Here is a 20,656-nt window from a genome sequence, read left to right on the forward strand (position 1 = left end):
CATCAAATGCGTCAAATAAACTGAAAGAGACGGAGACACATGCAATGAACAGCAACCACATGGTTGGGAAAATCAAAGGGTTACAGGCATGAGTGTTCGTGACGCGGTTCTTGCGAACCTCAAAAAGATCACTGATCCGGTCTCGGGACAGGACATTGTCAGCGCTGGTGTGGTGCGTGCGCTGAATGTCGAGGGCGACACCGTGCGGTTCGTTCTGGAGATCGATCCCAAACACGCCGAACAGATGGAGCCGGTGCGCGCGACCGCCGAAAAAGCTGCGCAGATGGTTGACGGCGTGGCGAAGGTTTCGGCCATGTTGACGGCGCATTCCGACAAGGCGCCGCCGGACCTGAAACCCAAACCCAAGCCGTCACAGACCGGACCGCAAGCGGTGCCGGGTGTGGATCGGATCATCGCCGTGGCTTCGGGCAAGGGGGGCGTGGGCAAGTCGACCGTTTCAGCCAACCTCGCCTGCGCGCTGGCGGCTGAGGGGCGTCGCGTCGGCCTGCTGGATGCGGATGTCTATGGCCCGTCGCAGCCTCGGATGCTGGGTGTCTCAGGTCGTCCGGCCAGCCCGGATGGCAAGACGATCCTGCCGCTGCGCAATCACGGCGTGACCATGATGTCCATGGGTCTGATGACCAATGAAGGCCAGGCGGTTGTCTGGCGTGGTCCGATGCTGATGGGCGCGTTGCAGCAGATGATGAATCAGGTGCAATGGGGCGCACTGGATGTGCTGATCGTCGACCTGCCGCCCGGCACGGGCGATGTGCAACTGACGCTGAGCCAGAAGTTCCAGGTGGACGGCGCGATAGTTGTCTCGACCCCGCAGGACGTGGCGCTGATTGATGCCCGCAAGGGGATCGACATGTTCAACCAGCTCAAGACACCGATTGTGGGCATGATTGAAAACATGTCGACCCACATCTGCTCGAACTGCGGACATGAAGAGCATGTGTTCGGCCATGGCGGTGTGGCCTCCGAGGCCGAGGCGCTGGGTGTGCCTCTGCTGGGGGAAATCCCGCTGCATCTGGATATCCGCGTCGCAGCAGATGGAGGCGCGCCCATTGTGGTCAGCAAGCCCGACAGCGCTCAGGCCGACGCGTTCCGCAAGATCGCGCGTGATTTGATCGCCAAGGGGAACGCATGACCGAGCCGGTCTTTCCCCCCTTGCTGGTCGGCCATCCTGTTCTGGGCGGAGAGGATCCGTTTGAAAGGGCGCAAGCCATGGCGGCGCTGGGATGCGATGCGGGGACGGTGGTCTACAACATTCAGGCCGACCGCCTGCGGGTCGCCATCGTTTTCGCGCCCGAGGTCCCCTTGCAGGACGCGATCGCGATGCTGCCGCTCTGTGCCGTGGGGTTCCAGAACGCACTGGGCGCGCTGGCCCCGCCCGAAGTGGCCGTTCACCTGGACTGGGATGGTCCGATCTGCGTGAACGGTGCGAAATGCGGCATGTTTCGGGTCGCTGCGTCTGGTGCCAGTCCGGACGCCGAACCCGATTGGCTGATCGTCGGCTGGGAACTGGCCCTGATGCAAACCAGCGATGCGCCGGGCGAAAACCCGGATATCACCGCGCTTTATGACGAAGGCTGCGCCGAGGTTTCGCCCACACAACTGGTCGAAAGCTGGTCGCGGCACATGTTGACCTGGCTCAATCGCTGGCAGGAAGACGGCAATGCGCCGCTGCACGCCGAGTGGATGGGCCTGTTACGTGGTGTGGGCGAACCTTTTGACGAGACCGGCGTGTTTCTGGGCACGGATGAGCGGTTCGGCATGTTGATCCGCGACGGAGCGGACACGCGGCTGAGCCCGCTCACAGATCTATTGGAGAACCGAACATGAAACTGGCCCGAGCGATCCATTTCGACGAAAGCGACATGAACGTATTTCACTCTCCGGCCCGCACCGGCGAGTGGTGCATCTCGGGTGGATTCGAGTTTTCGAACTGGGGCGAGGGCGATCTGTCGGGCAAACCCCGGCAGGCGTTTGCCAATGGATGGCTTGGGCTTGAGACCTTTGGCCGGGTAACATTCGTTGCTGTGACACAGGTGGAACCCGCTGAAATTGAACAGATAACCGAAAGTCTGGCCCAGCATTTCGTGCAGTTCTACGGAGCCCCTTCGATCGAGGCGGCCAAGGGCGTGGCGCAAGCTGAAATCGCACATATGTCTGAGTTGTGTGACGAACATGGGCCAAACACGCTGCTGACCGTCGCGCGTGAGTTGACAGGGGCAGGGGTGCACGAAGCGTTTCGCGTGATAACACCGCAGGACGCCGAGTTGGAGGCGCTGGCTGTACACGGTTCACTGGACGAGTGATCAGATCAGATCGGCAAAGCCGCCGAACTGCCCGCGTTTGAAGATCAGGCCCTGACCGGGGCGATGCATGACCTGTTCTACATGTCCGACCAGGATGAGGTGGTCGCCAGCCTCGTGGCAGTCAAACAGGCGGCAGTCAAATCGCGCCAGACATCCCGTAAGCTGCGGTCGCCCCGCCGGATCGCTCTGCCAATCGGCGTGAGAGAAGTCCAGACCGTTGCGGGCAAAACGCAGCGCCTGATCATGCTGGTCCTGCGCCATGACGTGGATCGAGTACGTCTGACAGGTGCTGAACGCATCGAACCGGTTCGACTCTTTGTCCAGACACCAAAGAACCAGCGGAGGGTCCAGCGATACCGAGGCGAAGGAGTTGACAGTGATCGCTACCGGCCCGGTGTCGGTCTGCGTCGTGATCACGGTGACGCCGGTGCCAAAGCACCCCAAGGCCTCGCGAAAGGCAGGACCTTGGTCCGGGCCGGGGGTGAATGTTCTTTCGGTCATCGCGCGCTCGTGTCCTGGGCAGATGTCAGGTGCCACGGGCGGTCCGGTTTGTCCATGGAAAGCTTGCGGCACATCCGCGATTTGTGGTCAGTTCAGATCTTCCAGCAGGCGTCCATGTTTGCGTGTTTCCGAGATGACATCACCAAAGGTCTCCATGCCGCGCGCCGATAGCATCGGCAGCATCCTGACCAGCGCTTCGGCCGTAGCGACGGCATCGCCCAGTGCGGTGTGCCGCAATTCGGCGGGGATGGTGATGCTCAGCCGTTCACACACGGCGTCCAGAGTGTGGGTCTCGCTGGCCCCGAACAGGACGGCGGATAACAGGACGGTGTCCAGAATGGGATGGTCCCATTCAACATCCATCCGTTTCGCGTGCCGACGCAGAAATGCCATATCGAATGGTGCGTTATGGGCCACGATGACTGCATCGCGGGCAAACTGATGAAAGCTGCGTCCGGCTTCGACAATATCAGGTGCCCCACGAACCATAGTGTCGCTGATCTTGTGAACCTTGGTCGAAGCCGGCGGAATGGGCATGCCGGGATCAACCAGCACATCCACACGCTCGCCCTCGACGATGCGTCCGTTCACGACCCGCACTGCGCCGATCTGCACGATCTCGTCCTTATGCGGCAAGAGCCCGGTCGTTTCCGTGTCGAAGACAACAAAGCAAAGGTCCGAGAGCTGCCGGTTCTCAAAAGCATCATCGCCGGGGGTGTCCAGCAGATCAAAATCATAGACCAACGGGCGTGCCTCTTCGGGCTGTATCCGGGCGACGCTGTCCTCGAACACAAGCATGTAACCTGGCGCGTCACCTAGCGGTTTCATCCGAGCCGAATAGGATTGCTTTCCATCCGCGCTGTTGAGCGTGCAGGTCACGTCCAATCCGGTTTTGGACAATTGTGTATAAGCATCCTGTAGTCCCTTCCGCTCCAGATAATCAAAGAGTGAGGCATTCAGACGGGGATGTGCGATCTGGGCCAGCACTTCGGCCGCCTGCGCGTCATAAAGCACGATCTGGTGGGTGGGACCGGCCAATAGAATCGCAACCGGAATCTCGGTCAGCAGGGCGGTCAGGCGCTGTTTCTCTGTGGCCAGATGCGCGGTTTCGGCGGCGACGGCTTCGGCGGTGGACAGGGTGCTGACCGACAATTGCTCGGCCAGACCGGCAGCAGCAGGAGCCAGATCGCCCAAATACCGCGCCGCCTGTACGTCCAGATCGGTGCTGACACCCGCATGGGCCCGCGCGCGCAACTGCGCCGAGAGCCTTTCGATGGGTTTGGCCACGTTGTCGTCGAACAACAGCCAGACCCCGGCGATCAGGGCCAGCAACCCGAACGAGGTCAACAAGCCGCTGAATACAAAGGCGCTTGCGGCATTTTGTGGGTCAAGCCGCTGATACCCGACCCAAAGCGCGGCACAGCTGAGCGCGACACCGCCCAGAGCCAGCAGGCAGAAGAACAGAAAAATCCTCAGACGCAGGCTCAGATGGTTTAACATGATCAGACTCCGCAGGTTGCCTCGATGATCGGGTCGCCTGCGCCAGCGACGAACCAGTCCGCGTTCAACAGTCTTCCGTCATCGGCAAACTCGGCCCCGTCCGCCAGATTGGCGCGGCTGTTGTCAGCGCAGTTCACCGCCACAGGGACCATCGATCTGGGGGCCCAGCGACCAAAGAAATACAAATCCACCAGGCGCTGTTCGGGCAGGTTTTCATTGGTACGAACTGAGACGGTATCGATTGCTGCAAAGCGGTCCACAAACGGGATTGCATAGGTCCAGGGGCGATAAAAGGCGCGGCTTTCGACCTCCTGCACGATGGTCAGTTCTTGCGGCAGGGTTTCACTTGTCCGGTCGTACCATGAATACTCGCTGACGATTGTCATGATGATCATCCCCAGGCCCGCTGCGACCGGCATGGCCCAGCGGGGCAAGCGGCCTCCGGTCAGCTTGTTCAGAACCAAAACAAGGCCCGCAAAAGCGACCCCCGCAAAAATCGTGCCGATCAGTTCCAGAAACATCTGTATCCTCCACCCTTCAGGCGCGTACCGCCCGTTCTTCTCGTTCCAAATACGGTCGCCGAAGGCGATCCTGTGCGGGTGACGCTAGCCCAGCATTCCCTTGCCGTGACCCACCGCCGATTGCATTGTCTTTACCACGACAAAGGCGTCGCGCAGATGACTTCGCTCAAAGTCGGACAAATCTGAGGGCGGCAGGTAGTTATCCGGCGCGCTGCCCGATTTTATCAGATGAACCTGATGTTCCAGCCGGGTTTCCGCGATCAGATCATAGGCGTCCAGCAAATCCCGCGCGCCCGAGGGGCTGAGCACACCGGCAAGCTCAGCCGCTTTCAGACGCGCGCGCGTGTTGGCTTCGGGCAGCTTGCCTTGCAGGCTGTAAATACGGGCAAGGTCCACCACCGGAACAACGCCGTTGTGTTTGAGATCCAACGTATTGCGGTGCTCGCCCGACCGGATCGTGGCGAAGCCCCGCAACAGACCCAAAGGCGGCGTGTGTTTTAGCGAGTTCGAAATCATATGCGCCACGAATATCGAATTGCCTTGCGCCGCGTTGAGTGTCTCGGCCTGAAGGTTTGAAAACAGCTCGGTCGTGCCACCGATCGGACGCAGGTCAAACATCACCGAGGCCAGCATCTGTGCCTCGGGGTTGGGTTTGGCGATCCAACCCTTGAAGTAATCGCGCCAGACGCGCACGGGCTGACACCAGCGCGGATTGGTCGCCATCATGTCGCCGGGGCAATAGAAATAACCACAGACATCCAGACCGTCCGACACGAATTTGGCCAGCGCGTGAAAGTAGGGCATGTCGTCATCGGTGACACTGTCATCCAGCATCAGGCAATTGTCCTGATCGGATACTCCGGTTTGTTCCTGCCGACCTTGCGAGCCGCAGGCCAGCCACAGATATGGCACGGGTGGGGGGCCAAGCTTTTCTTCACCCAGCGCCAGAAGACGTCGGGTCACTGTATCGGCGATGTCGGTGATCAGACGGGTGGTGATCTCATGCCGATTTCCAGCAGCCACCAGTTGCACCAGCAATTGCGGGATTTCCGCTGTCACGCCGGCCATCTGTTTCGCCGTTGTTGCACCGGCGATGCGGCGCACCAGTTCGGCCGAGTTCACGGCCTGATAATGGGTCAGATCAGTCTGCGTGACGATCCCCACAAGGCGTCCGGCCTCGGACACGGGAATGTGGCCGATCCCGCGTTCCATCATCACGTGGAGAACATCCGATCCGACGTCGCTTGGGGCCAGTGTGATCGGGTCGGCTGTCATGATGACCGAGATTGGCGTGTCCTGGGGCATTCCTCCGGCAACGAATTTGCCCGAGATATCCCGAAGGGTGACAATCCCTTTAAGTGCATCTTCTTCCGTGACGCAGAGCGAGGATATGTGTTTGTCGCGCATGATCTGCGCGGCTTTCTGAACCGGGGTTTCGGGCAGGCAGGTCGCCGGATCGCGCGCCATCAGCACGTCGATGGTGCTGGTCGCGAGGCTTTGCGGTCCCGCTTTGGACTCGCGTGTGCGATTGAAGAATTTCGAGACGACATCATGTTTGTCGATCAGGTCCAGCACCAGTTTGGGCGGCAGAACGATCAGGATCGACGATGTATGGGCCCGTGCTCTGGTAGAGGCTTTGCCGTCCTTCAAGAGCCCGCGTTCGCCAAAAGAATTGCGCAGTCCCAGATGAGAGACGACCGAGCCGTTCTCATCCGTGATTTCAACCTGCCCCTCGTAGATGACAAAGACGCCGGGCAGGGGGTGACCCAACTCATAGACCGGGGCGTCCTCTTTGATTTCCCACACGTCGATCTGACGGATCAACTCGTCAAAAGCGTCATCCGGCAACGCGTCATATGGATGGACGGATTTCAGAAACCGGGTGATTTCGTCTTGGGACAGGGGCATCGTATGACTCGGGTGTACTTAGGAAAAATCCCGCCCGGTGGTGTGCCGGGCGGGAGCAGTCAGTCGAAAGACGCGGCCCTGTGAGCTTAGCCCAGGGCCGCATCAGGCTCAATGATCCTGAGCTGCGCCCGCACCACGGGGAATGCGGATGCTTTCGACCATATCTTTGATCTCCTGCGGGGTCTCTTTGGTTGCGCCCGAAACGAAGTAGGCGACAGCAAAGTTGACCATTGCACCAATCGCGCCGAACGAGGTCGACTTGATCGGGCCCAGCAGCGGGTCAGCATCGGTGAACGAGTTGGTGCCCGGAATGAACAGCCAGCCCTTGTGCAGGAAGATGTAGACCAGTGTGACGACCAGACCAGCCAGCATACCTGCAACCGCGCCGGTGTTGTTGATGCGGGTCGAGAAGATCCCCATCATCAGCGCCGGGAAGATCGAGGCAGCCGCCAGACCAAAGGCCAAGGCCACTGTCTGCGCCGCGAAGCCCGGAGGATTCAGACCCAGATAGGTTGCCACAACAATGGCCACAGCCATTGCGATCCGTGCCGACAGAAGCTCGCCTTTTTCCGAGATCTGCGGGTTGATCGCGCCCTTGATCAGGTCGTGGGACACAGCCGACGAGATCGCCAGCAACAGGCCCGCAGCGGTCGACAGAGCAGCAGCCAGACCACCGGCAGCGACCAGACCGATCACCCAACCCGGAAGGTTGGCAATCTCGGGGTTGGCCAGAACCAGGATGTCACGGTTGAACTTGGTCAGTTCGTTGCCCGCCCAGCCTTTTTCCTCGGCAATCGCGTTCAGAGCGTCCGACTTGTCATTGTAGTACTGGATTTTGCCGTCGCCGTTCTTGTCTTCCCAGTCCAGCAGACCGGTTTTCTGCCACGTGGCCATCCAGTCATAGCGCGGGTCATTGTTGATTTCCTCGACCGAGACAGCGCCACCTTCGATGCCACCATTGGGCCACATCATGTCACTGATGTTCAGACGGGCCATTGCGCCAACCGCAGGGGCGGTCAGGTACAGCAGCGCGATGAAGACCAGCGCCCAGCCAGCGGACCAACGTGCGTCAGACACTTTCGGCACGGTGAAGAAGCGCATGATCACGTGCGGCAGACCGGCGGTACCGATCATCAGCGACAGCGTGAACAGCACCATGTTCAGTGTGTTCGAATGGTGTGTCGTGTACTCGTTGAAACCCAGCTCGGTCACGATGGCATCCAGCTTGGTCAGCAGGGGCTCACCGCTAGCGGTGTCACCGAACAGACCCAGTGCCGGAATAGGAGTACCGGTCAGCTGCAGCGAGATGAAGATCGCCGGGATGGTGTAGGCGGTGATCAGCACGCAATACTGAGCGACCTGAGTGTAGGTCACGCCTTTCATCCCACCAAACACCGCGTAGGCGAACACAACGGCAGCACCGATCAGCAGGCCCGAGGTGTTGGACACTTCGAGGAAGCGGCCAAAGGCCACGCCAACGCCGGTCATCTGACCGATCACGTAGGTCACCGAAGCCACGATCAGGCAGATCACCGCAACGATCCGTGCGGTCTGGCTGTAGAAACGGTCGCCGATGAATTCCGAGACGGTGAATTTGCCGAACTTACGCAGGTAAGGCGCAAGCAACAGTGCCAGCAGCACGTAGCCGCCGGTCCAACCCATCAGGAAGGTCGAGTTGTCATAGCCGGTAAAGGCAATCAGGCCCGCCATCGAGATGAACGAGGCCGCAGACATCCAGTCTGCCGCTGTCGCCATACCGTTGGTGACCGGGTGAACGCCGCGACCAGCGGCGTAGAATTCCGACGTGGATCCCGCACGGGCCCAGATCGCGATGCCGATATACAGCGCAAAGGATGCGCCGACAAACAGCAGGTTGATGGTAAACTGGTCCATGCTGTTACTCCTCGTCGACGCCGTATTCAGCGTCCAGCTTGTTCATGCGCCAGGCGTAGTTGAAGATCAGCACCAAAAAGACCAGGATCGATCCTTGCTGAGCGAACCAAAAGCCCAGATCTGTACCTCCGACGGAGATGCCCGACAGCAGCGGACGCAGCAGAATGCCGAATCCAAACGAGACCAGCGCCCAAATGATGAGGCTGATGTAGATGAGGCGCAGGTTGGCCTGCCAATAGCCCTTGTCGGACTCGGCAGCCTGCGCGGAGTTTGTAGATTGATCCGCCATGCGGTTCCTCCTTCGCTTTCTCGTTGGGCGGCCCGTTGCCCAACTCCTCCAGTGCGTTGGGCCGCTTCTCGATTGTGCCAGACGCCCCGTGACGTCAGACAAAACTTCTCTGGTCCGCCAAGGCGGGTCCTTCGAAGTATTCTGTTTTGGGATCAAAGCCCTAAGGCTTATCTCCCCCCTTTTCAGGTCATCGCTTCGCCGACGATCGTTTCAAGATCGTTCGCGATTGCGTTGATCTCTCCCATGGCCGGTTGGCGTTTCAGAACGCCCTGACCCTGGTAATAGTCAATCAGCGGCGCAGTCTGTGCGTGATAGGCCGACAGCCGCGAGGCCACGGTTTCCGCATTGTCATCCGCACGCCGCTTGAATTCGGTGCTGCCACAGTTGTCGCATTTGCCTTCGACGGCAGGTACCTTGTACGTGTCGTGATAGCCTTCACCGCACATAGCGCAGGTGTAGCGACCAGAAATTCGGGTCACCATCTCCGCGTCCTCGACTTCGAGGCTGATGGCAGCGTTGATCTTCTGTCCGCTTTCCGACAGCAGGTCATCCAAAGCCTGTGCCTGAACCGTGGTGCGCGGAAAACCGTCCAGAATGACGCCTTTGGCGCAGTCGGGCTCGGCCATGCGGTCGCGCAGGATGTTGATGACGATCTGGTCGCTGACCAGTTCACCCGCTTCCATTACGGCCTTTGCCGCCTTGCCTGCTTCGGTTCCGGCTGCGACCGCTGCGCGCAGCAGGTCTCCGGTGCTCAACTGAACCAGACCGAACTTGTCTTCCAGCATCCGCGCCTGTGTGCCTTTCCCGGCACCCGGAGGGCCGAGAAGGATCAACGCGGCTGGTGTTGTTGTCGCTGCGATGGTCATTATTTCACCGCCCGGTTCTGGATCAGATCATCGACAACCGACGGATCAGCCAGCGTTGACGTATCACCCAGCGCGCCAAAGTCATTCTCGGCAATCTTGCGCAGGATACGGCGCATGATCTTGCCCGAACGGGTCTTGGGCAGGCCCGGGGCCCACTGAATGACGTCGGGCGAGGCAATCGGACCGATCTCGGTCCGGACCCAAGTGCGCAGCTCTTTCAGCAGATCATCCGAAGGCTCACGGTCATTCATCAAGGTGACATAGCAATAGATGCCTTGCCCTTTGATTTCATGGGGATAACCCACAACGGCAGCCTCGGCGACGGCGGCATGCGCGACCAACGCGCTTTCCACTTCGGCGGTGCCCATACGGTGACCCGAGACGTTGATCACGTCATCGACGCGGCCGGTGATCCAATAATCGCCGTCTTCGTCGCGGCGGCAACCGTCACCGGTGAAGTAATAGCCTTTGTAATCCGAGAAGTAGGTCTTCTCGAACCGCTCATGATCACCCCAAACGGTGCGCATCTGGCCGGGCCAGCTGTCTTTGATACACAGAACGCCTTCGACACCGTTGCCGTTGATCTCGACACCCGATTGAGGGTCGAGAACCACAGGCTGAACGCCAAAGAACGGTTTCTGGGCCGAGCCGGGCTTGAGCGCATGCGCGCCGGGTAGGGGGGTCATCATGTGGCCACCGGTCTCGGTCTGCCACCATGTATCGACGATGGGGCATTTGCCTTTGCCGACCACGTCATTGTACCAGTTCCACGCTTCGGGGTTGATCGGTTCGCCAACGGTGCCCAGCAGGCGCAGATCGCTCAGATCGTGCTTTTCGACCCATTCGTTGCCCTGACCCATCAGCGCGCGGATCGCGGTGGGGGCGGTATAGAATTGGTTGACCTTGTGCTTGGCGCAAACCTCCCAGAACCGGCCCGCATCGGGGAAGGTCGGAACGCCCTCGAACATCAGCGTGGTCGCGCCATTGGCCAGAGGGCCATAGACGATATAGCTGTGGCCCGTGACCCAGCCCACATCGGCAGTACACCAGTACACGTCGCCCTCGTGATAGTCGAACGTGACCTCATGCGTCAGCGAGGCATAGACCAGATAGCCACCGGTTGTGTGAACAACACCTTTGGGCTGACCGGTCGAGCCGGAGGTGTAGAGCACAAACAGCGGGTCTTCGGCGTTCATCTCGGCGGGGGCGCAGTAATCGTCGGCCTCCAGTGCCATTTCGTTATAGTCAAAGTCGCGACCGTCGATCCATGTGGTCTGGCCTCCGGTGCGCTTTACCACCAGACACTTCACGGTGTCCTTGCAGTGCAGCAGCGCGGCATCGGCGTTCGACTTGAGCGGCGTTTTGCGCCCGCCACGGGGTGCCTCATCCGCTGTGATGACAACCTTGGCGTCGCAGCCATTGACCCGCGCGGCCAGCGCATCCGGCGAGAAACCGGCAAAGACAATCGAATGGATCGCGCCGATGCGCGCACAGGCCAGCATGGCATAGGCGGCCTCGGGGATCATCGGCAGGTAAATGATCACACGGTCGCCCTTGCGCACGCCCATCGATTCAAGAATGTTGGCCATCCGGCAGGTGCGGCGATGCAGCTCGGCATAGGTGATGTGCTGAGCAGGGTCCTTTGGATCGTCCGGCTCCCAGATGATTGCTGTTTGATCGCCGCGTGTTTTCAGGTGGCGATCCAGGCAGTTGGCGGATACGTTCAGTGTGCCATCCGCGTACCAGTTGATCTTGACCGAGCCGAAATCGTAGTTGACGTCCTTGACCTGCGTAAAGGGCTTGATCCAGTCGACACGCTTGCCTTGCTCGCCCCAGAAGGCCTCGGGGTCGGCCACAGATGCTGCATACATCTGGTCATATTTCTCGGCATCGACATGCGCGCGCGCCACGGTTTCTGCGTTTGGCGGATAAACTTTGGCATCTGCCGGAACAGCGGTGGTCATTCTGAGGCTCCTCCCTCTAGGACTGAAATTCGTAGGATCTTTCTTGCCCGCAGAACCGGCAATGTCGATCCGCTTCCTCCCAATACCGAATAATACGGAGATATGAAAACAAGGAAATAAATTACCGAAATCTATGGATTAGTTTGTAAATAAATTTCTTATCGGTGGTTTAATCTGTAAACATATGTGAAAAAAAATATAGAAAAACGTTAATTTGCCGAAACATAGATGTCATTAACACGTGTTTGAGTCAGACCGCGGGAAACGGCAATAATCTGCATCTAAAACGCATCTTCAGGTTGTTAGCGCATGACACATCCCGCTTGTCGCTCGGTAAAGAGGCAGCAGGAGTTGGCACATTTTTATGTTGGCGCTAGCTTGAAGCCCAAGCGCCTCGGGAAAGGGGCGCACCAAAGGGAGACTTCACGATGAAAAAGATGTTGAGCGGCGCAGCTGTGGCCGCTTTGGCGGCGGCTTTTGTAACCGAGGCTGCAGCAACCGAATGGAACGCATCGGTCTGGGGCAAACGTCGCGCCTTTACTGAACATGTGGAAAAGCTGGCAGAGCTGGTGAGCGAGAAAACCGATGGAGAGTTCACCATCAATGTCAGCTATGGTGGTCTGTCCAAGCCGCGCGAAAACCTGGATGGGATCGAGATCGGGGCGTTTGAGATGGCACAGTTCTGCGCCGGATATCACCGGGACAAGAACCGCGCGATCACCGTTCTGGAACTGCCTTTCCTCGGCGTGAACACGCTGGACGAAGAGGTTGCGGTTAGCCACGCCGTATACGATCATCCGGCCGTCAAAGATGAGATGGCGCAGTGGAATGCGCGCATCATCATGACCTCGCCCATGCCACAGTATAATCTGGTCGGCACCGGTGATCCGCGCGACAAGCTTGCGGATTTTGACGGAATGCGGGTGCGTGCCACAGGTGGTCTTGGTCAGGCATTCGAGGCCGTGGGCGGTGTCCCGACATCCGTGCCAGCGACCGAAGCGTTTAATGCGATGGAATCGGGCGTTGTTGACACCGTCGCCTTCGCCCAGCATGCGCATCTGTCCTTCGGTACCATTAACGAGGCCGACTGGTGGACGGCCAACCTCAACCCCGGCACGGTGAATTGCCCGGTGGTCGTGAACATCGACGCATATGAATCTCTGCCTGCAGATCATCGCGAGGCTCTGAACAGCTCGATCGACGAGGCCATTGATCACTATCTGGCAAACTATGCCGGGCTACTTGAGCAGTGGGATGGCGTTCTGGCCGAAAAAGGCGTCGAAAAGGTCAGTATCGACGAGTCGGTGATCGACGAATTCCGCACCAAAGCCGCTGATCCCATCCGCGAGGAATGGATCGCCACCATGTCTTCGCAAGGTCTTCCGGCACAGGATCTTTATGATCTTGTTCAGGCGACTCTGAAACAGCAGCGCGGCGGCAACTGATCGCGCAGAACCGGGCGCTTTCCAGGCGCCCGGAGCTTGTCGAAGTAAAGGATCACCGCGATGGCAGGACAGGCCACGGTGCTGGAAGACGGCAGTCGACTCAGCCGTCTGGATCACAGCTTGTTAAAACTCGAACGCGTGCTGGCGCTGATCAGCGGTATGGCGGTCTTTGGGCTGATGGTGCTGGCAGTTGTTTCTGTCAGCGGGCGCAACGCCTTCAACGCGCCGCTTCCCGGATATGTGGACTGGATCGAACAAGCGATGCCGCTGATCGCCTTTCTCGGTATATCCTATGTCCAGCGGGATGGCGGGCATATCCGAATGGACATCGTGATCTCACGTCTCAAGGGACGTGCACTTTGGCTGTTCGAGCTGATCTCGGTCCTGTTGATCCTGCTTCTGATGCTGGCGTTGGTCTGGGGCAGCTGGTCCCATTTCGACCGCTCTTTCGACTTTGGCGCGCCTTTGTGGAGCCGCGACAGCTCCATTGATATCGGCATCCCGATCTGGCCGGCCAAGTTACTGGCGCCGATTGCTTTCTCGGTGCTTTGCGCACGCCTGATGGTGCAGGTCTGGGGCTATGGCCGCGCCTTCCTTCTTGGCCTTGAAAGCCCGGTCGCCGTACCGTTGGTGCAGGATGCCGCTGCTCAGGCCGCAGCGGAAGCCGAGCAATTCGAAGGGCAAGCCTGACCCATGGATACAATTGACATTGGCCTTTGGGTGACCGGTGGGTTGCTGGTTCTGGTTGTTGCGGGGATGCGCGTGGCCTTCGCTGCCGGGTTGGCCGGGCTGATCGGTCTGGTTTGGATATTCTGGGCCAAGTTCGGCTATGATCCCGACCGGTTCGGCAAGGCGCTGACCGTGGCCGTAAAAACAGCCGGGCAGGTGCCGCATTCCAAGGTCGCCTCGCATACCTTAAGTCTGATCCCGACATTCATCCTGATTGGATATCTGGCCTATTATGCCGGTCTGACACGAGCCCTGTTCGAGGCGGCCAAACGATGGGTCGCCTGGGTTCCGGGCGGGTTGGCAGTGTCGACGATTTTTGCCACGGCCGGTTTTGCAGCTGTGTCCGGCGCATCGGTGGCAACATCGGCCGTCTTCGCCCGTATCGCCATTCCCGAAATGCTGAGCGTAGGTTACAACAAACGCTTTGCTGCAGGCGTCGTTGCCGCCGGCGGCACACTCGCCTCGCTTATCCCGCCTTCGGCGATCCTTGTGATTTATGCGATCATTGTCGAACAGGATGTGGGCAAACTGCTTTTGGCGGGGTTCATTCCCGGCGCGTTCTCTGCCTTGATCTACGGTCTGTTGATCGTAGGTATCGCTGTTGTGTTCAAATCCGTTGGCCCCCCGGTCACCGGATTTACATGGAAACAGAGATTTGCCGCCCTGCCGGGGGCGCTGCCCATTGTTGCCGTCATCCTGATCATCATCTGCTTTGTCTACAATCCGTTTGGCGATCAGGCCTGGGGCACACCGACCGAAGGTGGTGCAATTGGGGCATTCATCGTGTTCTGCTTTGCCCTGTTTCACGGGATGCGCTGGCAGCAATTCAAATCGGCGCTGCTTGAAACCGCTAAACTGACAGCCATGATCTTCGCGATCATCTGGGGCGTGCTGATCTATGTCCGGTTCCTGGGATTCGCGGATCTGCCGGGCGCGTTTTCCGACTGGATCACATCGCTGGACATGTCGCCTATGCTAATTCTGATCTGCATCCTGCTGGCTTATGCTGTGCTTGGCATGTTCATGGATGCGATCGGAATGCTGCTTCTGACGTTACCGGTCGTCTATCCTGCCGTGATGGCTCTCAACGGTGGTGAAACTGTCAGCGCAGCAGAAAGCGCCTTTGGCATGTCCGGACCAATGTGTGCCATCTGGTTCGGTATTCTGGTTGTGAAAATGGCCGAGTTCTGCCTGATCACCCCACCGATAGGATTGAACTGTTTTGTTGTGGCAGGCGTCCGACCGGATCTGAGCGTCCAGGACGTTTTCAAAGGCGTAACCCCATTCTTCCTTGCGGATGCTATGACGATCGCGTTGCTCGTAGCCTTTCCGGGGATTGTATTGTATCTGCCGTCGCTTGCCGGGTAGTTTTTTGCGAGGCTCTGCCTCGCGCTCCGGAGTATTTTGAAAAAGATGAAGTACAGGTATTCTCTTCATCTTTTCAAAAAATACTCCCGGGGGAGACGCGGCTTGCCGCGGCGGGGGCAGAGCCCCCTTACCTTGCGAATGTTATGTGGCCCGCATAAGCATACCGAATAGATCCCGTGGATCGTCTGGATCCGCGAGCATATCCAGAGCTGTAAAGTAATCCGTGCCTTCGATGGCTCTTTTGATGTAACGCAAGGATGAGAAATCTTCGATTGCGAAGCCGACACTGTCGAACAGAGTAATTTGGCGGTCGTCCGTGCGGCCTTTGGCTGTGCCGGTCATGACCTGCCACAGTTCGGTCACCGGGTGATCCTGTTCCAGAGCCTGGATCTCGCCTTCTATGCGGGTTTGTTCCGGGTATTCGACGAAGATGTCAGACCGCAAGAGGATGTCACGGTGCAGCTCGGTTTTGCCGGGGCAATCGCCGCCGATGGCATTGATGTGAACCCCCGGGCCGATCATGTTGTCGGTCAAAATCGTGGCGTATTTCTTGTCTGCCGTGCATGTGGTGATGATCTGTGCGCCTTCGATGGCATCTTCGGGCGTTGTGCAGGAGATGACTGTCAGACCAGTTCCTTGAAGATTGGATGCGCATTTCTGAGTCGCGTTTGGATCCGTGTCATACAGCCGGACAGTCTTGATCCCGCACATTGCTTTGAAGGCAAGACATTGGAATTCGGATTGGGCGCCATTGCCGATCATGGCCATGGTTGTCGCGTGTTTAGGGGCCAGATAGCGTCCCACCAGCGCAGAGGTCGCCGCCGTTCTCAGGGCAGTTAGCAGGGTCATTTCGGTCAACAAAGTCGGATAGCCGGTATAGACATCGGCCAACAATCCAAAAGCCGTGACAGTTTGCAGCCCTTCCGAGGTGTTCTTGGGGTGGCCGTTGACGTATTTGAACCCATAGGCCTCGCCATCCGAGGTTGGCATCAACTCGATCACGCCGTGGGGAGAATGGGCCGGGATGCGCGGGGTTTTGTCAAAGCTTTCCCAGCGCTTGAAGTCGGCTTCGATCTGATCTGCGATTTCGGTGATCATGCGTTCGACGCCCACGTGATGCACCAGTCGCATCATGTTATCGACGGATACAAAAGGGACGAGGGCTTTGTCAGAGGGTTGGGTCATCAGAAGCTCCGGGTCGGGCGGTCAAAGATGCGGCGGCCGAACAGGGATGCCGTCAGGTCGACCATCAGTTTCGCGGTGCGGCCGCGTTCATCAAGAAAGGGGTTCAGTTCGACCAGGTCCAGCGAGCAGACAAGGCCACTTTCGTGCAACAACTCCATCACCAGATGGGCTTCGCGTACGGTCGCGCCACCGGGTACGGTCGTACCGACTGCGGGCGCGATGGATGGGTCGAGAAAGTCGACATCCAGTGACACGTGAAGCAGCCCGTTGGCCGCTCGTACTTTGTCGAGAAAGGCCAGCAGCGGGGCTTTGATACCGTGTTCGTCCACGGTACGCATGTCAGCCAGCATCGCGTTGTCTTCTTCCAGCCGCGCCCGTTCGGCCGGATCGACGGACCGTAACCCGATCATGCCCACACGGTCTGTCGGGACCGGGGCGGCCAATGGTGGGAAGGCCTCGAACCCGTGCTGACCGGTGACATAGGCCACGGGCGTGCCATGCAGATTGCCGCTGGCGGTGCTGTCTGGAGTGTGGAAGTCGCTATGCGCGTCAAGCCACAGAACGAACAGAGGTCTGTTGATACTGTGCGCATGCGCCGCCATGCCTGAAACGGTTCCCATCGACAGGGCGTGATCCCCACCCAGAAAAATGGGCAGCCCGTCTTGCGCGGCCTCTTGCGCCGCCCGGCTAAGTGCGCGGGTCCAGCCGACGCAGTCGGGCAGTGCAAACAGGTGCGGATGATCGGGTGTGTCCACCGGATCCGGTTGCGTATCCCCCACATCCCGTGTGGCGTGGCCCAGATCGGTCAGCGCTTCGGCCAGCCCGGCCACACGATAGGCGTCAGGTCCCATGCGGCATCCTTGTCGCCGTTTTCCGGCGTCCATGGGAGCGCCGATCAGTATGAGGTCTCTTTTGTCCATAAGCCTATCTATGGGCGCGTGTTGGGTTGCGAAAAGAGAGCAAAATGCTCAAAATGAAATGCGGGCTTTCGTTTTGGTAAAGAAATATGGACAAACTGGATAACAAGCTGCTGAATGCGTTGCACAGGGATGCCCGGGCGTCGCTGTCGGAACTGGCTGATGTTCTGGGCGTGACACGGACGACGGTGCGCAGCCGGTTGCACCGGCTCAAGCAGTCCGGCGAGATTGTCGGTTTCACCGTGGTAACCCGACAGGCCGTTTCGGAAAGCCCCGTTCGAGGTTTGATGATGCTGGAGATCGAGGGGCGTGGCACCGAGCGGATCATGTCCCGCATCGCGGCCATGCGGCAGGTCAGGGCCGTACATTCCACCAACGGCAGTTGGGATCTGATTGCCGAGATCGGTACTGAAACTCTGGTCGAGTTGGATGAGGTTCTGTTCCAGATCCGGCGGATCGACGGAGTAACACGGTCTGAAACCAATCTGTTACTGTCTACGCGTAAGGGGCGAACATGACTGACGTTTCCTTGATCTTTGCCATCGACCGAATCTGTGCAAAGCTCTGGCCCAAAGCCGTTCTGAACGGATGCTTAGACAAATCGGCATGGTCAGTGGCAATGGGGCAGGGGCGTTCGCAATGAACTCAGACATCGCACAGGACGTGTCGCGCGTGGCACGCATGGCTGCGCGCGTCACGGCGCTTTTGGAGAGGCCATTGGTCAAGATCGCCGTGCCGGTGCTGGTGACGTTGCTGGCGCTGTTTGTGCTGCATGACCTCTCGGTGCATGTGAAATGGTCGGATGTTCAGACCGACATTGCAGGAACATCCTGGCGGCTCATGTTCTTTGCGCTGTGTTGGACCGCCGTCAGCTTTCTGTCGTTGTCCTTTTACGACGTCCTGGCCGTGCAGAGTGTCGCCGATGGCAAAGTACCTTTGCCGGTCGCTGGGCTCGCCGGAGCCAGCGGATATGCGGTGTCCAATTGTCTGGGTTTTTCCTACATCACGGGTACGGCCATCCGGTACCGGATTTATGCCTCGCTGGGGTTGGATCTGGGGCGTGTTGCGGGGGTGATTGCCACGTCGTGGGTGGCGTTCTGGATGGGGTTCGTGCTGCTGCTGGGACTGCTGCTGACCTTTCATCCAGACGGTGTCGCCAAGGTTGTGCCGATCAGCGAGACGGTCGAGACGGTGATCGGCCTGAGTCTGCTGGCGGCACTGGCGGGGCTGTTTGTCTGGTTGTCCAGTGGCGGGCGCCGATTGGGCTATGGCGGGTTCGGATTTAACCTGCCCGGCGGCAAGCTGGCGGGACTGCTGACCGTCTCCGCCGTTGGCGATTTGTTCGGTGCATCGATGGCCCTGTATGTTCTGATGCCCGATGATTTGGGTGTTGGGTTTCCATATTTCTTCACGATTTATATCGCGGCCATCGCCGTTGGGATCATCAGCCATGCGCCGGGTGGTATCGGAGTGTTCGAGGCCACGTTAATCGCGGGCCTCGGCGCATCGGGCCGATCTGATGTGATTGCGGCGCTCTTGCTGTATCGCGTCGTCTATACTTTCCTGCCGTTTGGCATTGCCACCGTGTCAATCGCGGGGGCATCGGCCATCCATCACAGACGCCGGATTGGCGGCGCGGCGACATGGCTTTACCGCGCGATCCGTCCGATCATTCCGATGGTCGCTGCCGGGGTGGCTGCAGTGGCGGGGGTGATCCTGCTGGTCTCGGGCGCATTGCCGGGCAGCTCGCAAAAGCTGGGCGTTCTGCGAGAGGTCCTGCCGCTGTCCTTTGTCGAGGCTTCGCATCTGCTGGGCAGCGCCGTGGGGGTCCTGCTGCTGCTGGTCTCGCGCGGATTGTTCCGCAAGCTCTATCGCGCGTGGATTGTCGCCATGTTGCTGATGGTGGCGGGGTTTGCCGCCTCGCTGGCAAAGGGGCTGGACACGCATGAGGCGCTTTCGATGCTGGCGACCATCGCGCTATTGGCGAGTTTCCGCGATGCGTTCTACCGGGTTAGCGGCGCGTCGGTGTTTCGTCTGAATATCCCCTGGCTGGTCAGCGTGGTCGCGCTGCTTGCGGTGATCTTCTGGGTCGGTTTGTTTGCCTATTCGCATGTCGAATACCAAAACGCCTTGTGGTGGGAGTTCGCCTGGAACGGGGATGCTTCGCGGTTCTTGCGCTCCAGCCTTGTGGTGGCCGTGATCCTTGGTGTGGTCGCTGTGAATTCCTTGTTCGGGCGCGAGATACCGGCACCGGTCCGCACAGAGATCCCCGAAGTGGTCGAACGGTTGGTGATGGAGTGCGAGGACACCGAATCCCAGATCTCGCTGACCGGAGACAAGCAATTCCTGATTGCGCCGGATGACAGCGCGTTTTTGGCCTATGCCGATACCGGCAACGCGCTGATTACCAAAGGTGAGCCGGTAGGCGACGAGGCGGCAGGCCAACAGCTGATTTGGCAGTTGCGCGAACGGGCTGACCGCGAGGGCAAGCTGTGCGCCTTCTACAGCGTGTCGACCAAATACTTGCCGACTTTCCTTGATCTGGGCCTGTCGATTCTGAAAATCGGCGAGGTCGCGCGGGTACCGCTCAAGGACTTCACATTGGACGGCAAATCGCGCAAACGCTTCCGTCAGGCCAGGAACCGCGCTGCGCGCGAGGGCTATGTTTTCGAGATCATTCCGAAACAGGATCTTGCGCCCGTTCTGCCAGAGCTGAAGGCTATTTCAGATCACTGGTTGTCGGGCAAGTCAGGCGAGGAAAAGGGATTTGCGCTGGGTGGGTTTGATGAGAAATACCTGTCCTATTTTGACCACGCGGTCCTGCGTAACGAAGCGGGCAAGATCATGGCCTTTGCCAATCTGTTTCAGGGCGGCAACAAGTCGGAACTGTCGCTGGACCTGATGCGATATGAGCCCGACAGCCCCAGCTTTGTGATGGACGCGCTGTTTGCCGAGATGATGTCATGGGGGTCCGAGCAGGGCTTTCACTGGTTTTCGCTGGGTGCCGCGCCGTTTTCGGGGATTGAAAACCGGCAATTGGCCTCGCTCTGGAACCGGATCGGCGGGTTCGTCTACGAGCATGGCGAACAGTTCTATCATTTCGAGGGGCTACGGTCGTTCAAGCAGAAATTCGACCCGGAATGGAGCCCGAATTACCTGGCCAGCCCCGGCGGGCTGGCGGCTCCGCGTATTCTGTACGAGGTGAATATCCTGATCTCGGGCGGCCTGCGCGGGCTGACCAAATAATCC

General features: G+C 59.1%; 18 protein-coding genes. 8 read left to right on the forward strand and 10 right to left on the reverse strand.

The genetic code is table 11. The features are described from left to right. Positions 1-88: 88 nt before the first annotated feature. From ACRZ9X_RS04760 to ACRZ9X_RS04770, 3 genes are read left to right on the forward strand one after another with little or no spacing between them, the layout of a single operon-like run. Positions 89-1,150, forward strand: coding sequence for an Mrp/NBP35 family ATP-binding protein (locus ACRZ9X_RS04760; RefSeq protein ID WP_480516319.1), 1,062 nt, complete (start codon positions 89-91; stop codon positions 1,148-1,150). Further along, positions 1,147-1,845, forward strand: a complete 699-nt coding sequence (locus ACRZ9X_RS04765) for a biotin/lipoate--protein ligase family protein (RefSeq protein ID WP_480516321.1) — start codon at positions 1,147-1,149, stop codon at positions 1,843-1,845. The genes ACRZ9X_RS04760 and ACRZ9X_RS04765 overlap by 4 nt, the downstream gene beginning before the upstream one ends. Beyond that, positions 1,842-2,321 carry a DUF6505 family protein gene (locus tag ACRZ9X_RS04770; protein WP_480516323.1) on the forward strand — a complete coding sequence of 160 codons (480 nt, stop codon included), beginning with the start codon at positions 1,842-1,844 and terminating at the stop codon, positions 2,319-2,321. Before ACRZ9X_RS04765 ends, ACRZ9X_RS04770 begins: the two co-directional genes overlap by 4 nt. Here ACRZ9X_RS04770 and ACRZ9X_RS04775 read toward each other — a convergent pair whose 3' ends face one another. The 8 genes from ACRZ9X_RS04775 to acs form a co-directional block, all read right to left on the reverse strand. After that, a complete protein-coding gene (locus tag ACRZ9X_RS04775) occupies positions 2,322-2,822 on the reverse strand; it encodes a flavin reductase family protein (RefSeq protein WP_480516325.1) in 501 nt (166 codons plus the stop codon). It lies immediately after the preceding gene. A gap of 87 nt (positions 2,823-2,909) precedes the next feature. Then, positions 2,910-4,322 carry a 3'-5' exonuclease gene (locus tag ACRZ9X_RS04780; RefSeq protein ID WP_480516327.1) on the reverse strand — a complete coding sequence of 471 codons (1,413 nt, stop codon included), beginning with the start codon at positions 4,320-4,322 and terminating at the stop codon, positions 2,910-2,912. Between the two features lie 2 nt (positions 4,323-4,324). Then, entirely contained in the window at positions 4,325-4,843 is a 519-nt protein-coding gene (locus ACRZ9X_RS04785; RefSeq protein WP_480516329.1) for a hypothetical protein, read from the reverse strand. Positions 4,844-4,927: 84 nt separating this feature from the next. Continuing rightward, positions 4,928-6,751, reverse strand: coding sequence for a putative nucleotidyltransferase substrate binding domain-containing protein (locus ACRZ9X_RS04790; RefSeq protein ID WP_480516331.1), 1,824 nt, complete (start codon positions 6,749-6,751; stop codon positions 4,928-4,930). A 108-nt stretch (positions 6,752-6,859) separates the two neighbouring features. Beyond that, a complete protein-coding gene (locus ACRZ9X_RS04795; protein ID WP_480516333.1) occupies positions 6,860-8,644 on the reverse strand; it encodes a sodium:solute symporter family protein in 1,785 nt (594 codons plus the stop codon). Between the two features lie 4 nt (positions 8,645-8,648). Then, positions 8,649-8,933, reverse strand: coding sequence for a DUF4212 domain-containing protein (locus tag ACRZ9X_RS04800; protein ID WP_480516335.1), 285 nt, complete (start codon positions 8,931-8,933; stop codon positions 8,649-8,651). A 182-nt stretch (positions 8,934-9,115) separates the two neighbouring features. Continuing rightward, positions 9,116-9,799: an adenylate kinase gene (locus ACRZ9X_RS04805; RefSeq protein ID WP_480516337.1), complete on the reverse strand. Its 684-nt coding sequence runs from the start codon at positions 9,797-9,799 to the stop codon at positions 9,116-9,118. Continuing rightward, a complete protein-coding gene (acs, locus tag ACRZ9X_RS04810; RefSeq protein WP_480516339.1) occupies positions 9,799-11,763 on the reverse strand; it encodes an acetate--CoA ligase in 1,965 nt (654 codons plus the stop codon). The genes ACRZ9X_RS04805 and acs overlap by 1 nt, the downstream gene beginning before the upstream one ends. A 428-nt stretch (positions 11,764-12,191) precedes the next feature. Between acs and ACRZ9X_RS04815 the strand changes: the two genes are divergently transcribed. Genes ACRZ9X_RS04815 through ACRZ9X_RS04825 form a run of 3 tightly spaced genes read left to right on the forward strand, consistent with a single transcriptional unit; the run spans position 12,192 to position 15,305 of the window. Continuing rightward, a complete protein-coding gene (locus ACRZ9X_RS04815) occupies positions 12,192-13,208 on the forward strand; it encodes a C4-dicarboxylate TRAP transporter substrate-binding protein (protein WP_480516341.1) in 1,017 nt (338 codons plus the stop codon). Between the two features lie 60 nt (positions 13,209-13,268). Further along, a complete protein-coding gene (locus ACRZ9X_RS04820; protein WP_480516343.1) occupies positions 13,269-13,898 on the forward strand; it encodes a TRAP transporter small permease subunit in 630 nt (209 codons plus the stop codon). A 3-nt stretch (positions 13,899-13,901) separates the two neighbouring features. Next, positions 13,902-15,305 carry a TRAP transporter large permease gene (locus ACRZ9X_RS04825; RefSeq protein WP_480516345.1) on the forward strand — a complete coding sequence of 468 codons (1,404 nt, stop codon included), beginning with the start codon at positions 13,902-13,904 and terminating at the stop codon, positions 15,303-15,305. Positions 15,306-15,446: 141 nt separating this feature from the next. On the opposite strand, the gene ACRZ9X_RS04830 is transcribed toward ACRZ9X_RS04825, so the two are convergent. Both ACRZ9X_RS04830 and rocF read right to left on the reverse strand, forming a co-directional pair. Further along, on the reverse strand, positions 15,447-16,490 hold the full coding sequence (locus tag ACRZ9X_RS04830; protein ID WP_480516347.1) for an ornithine cyclodeaminase: 1,044 nt from the start codon (positions 16,488-16,490) through the stop codon (positions 15,447-15,449). After that, positions 16,490-17,410: an arginase gene (rocF, locus tag ACRZ9X_RS04835; protein ID WP_480516349.1), complete on the reverse strand. Its 921-nt coding sequence runs from the start codon at positions 17,408-17,410 to the stop codon at positions 16,490-16,492. The genes ACRZ9X_RS04830 and rocF overlap by 1 nt, the downstream gene beginning before the upstream one ends. 86 nt (positions 17,411-17,496) lie before the next feature. Here rocF and ACRZ9X_RS04840 point away from each other — a divergent pair, with 86 nt between their 5' ends. Further along, entirely contained in the window at positions 17,497-17,925 is a 429-nt protein-coding gene (locus tag ACRZ9X_RS04840; RefSeq protein WP_480516351.1) for an Lrp/AsnC family transcriptional regulator, read from the forward strand. A gap of 121 nt (positions 17,926-18,046) precedes the next feature. Further along, positions 18,047-20,653, forward strand: coding sequence for a bifunctional lysylphosphatidylglycerol flippase/synthetase MprF (mprF, locus tag ACRZ9X_RS04845; protein ID WP_480516353.1), 2,607 nt, complete (start codon positions 18,047-18,049; stop codon positions 20,651-20,653). Positions 20,654-20,656 lie beyond the last annotated feature (3 nt).

This window comes from Ruegeria sp. AL1 (assembly GCF_056540905.1).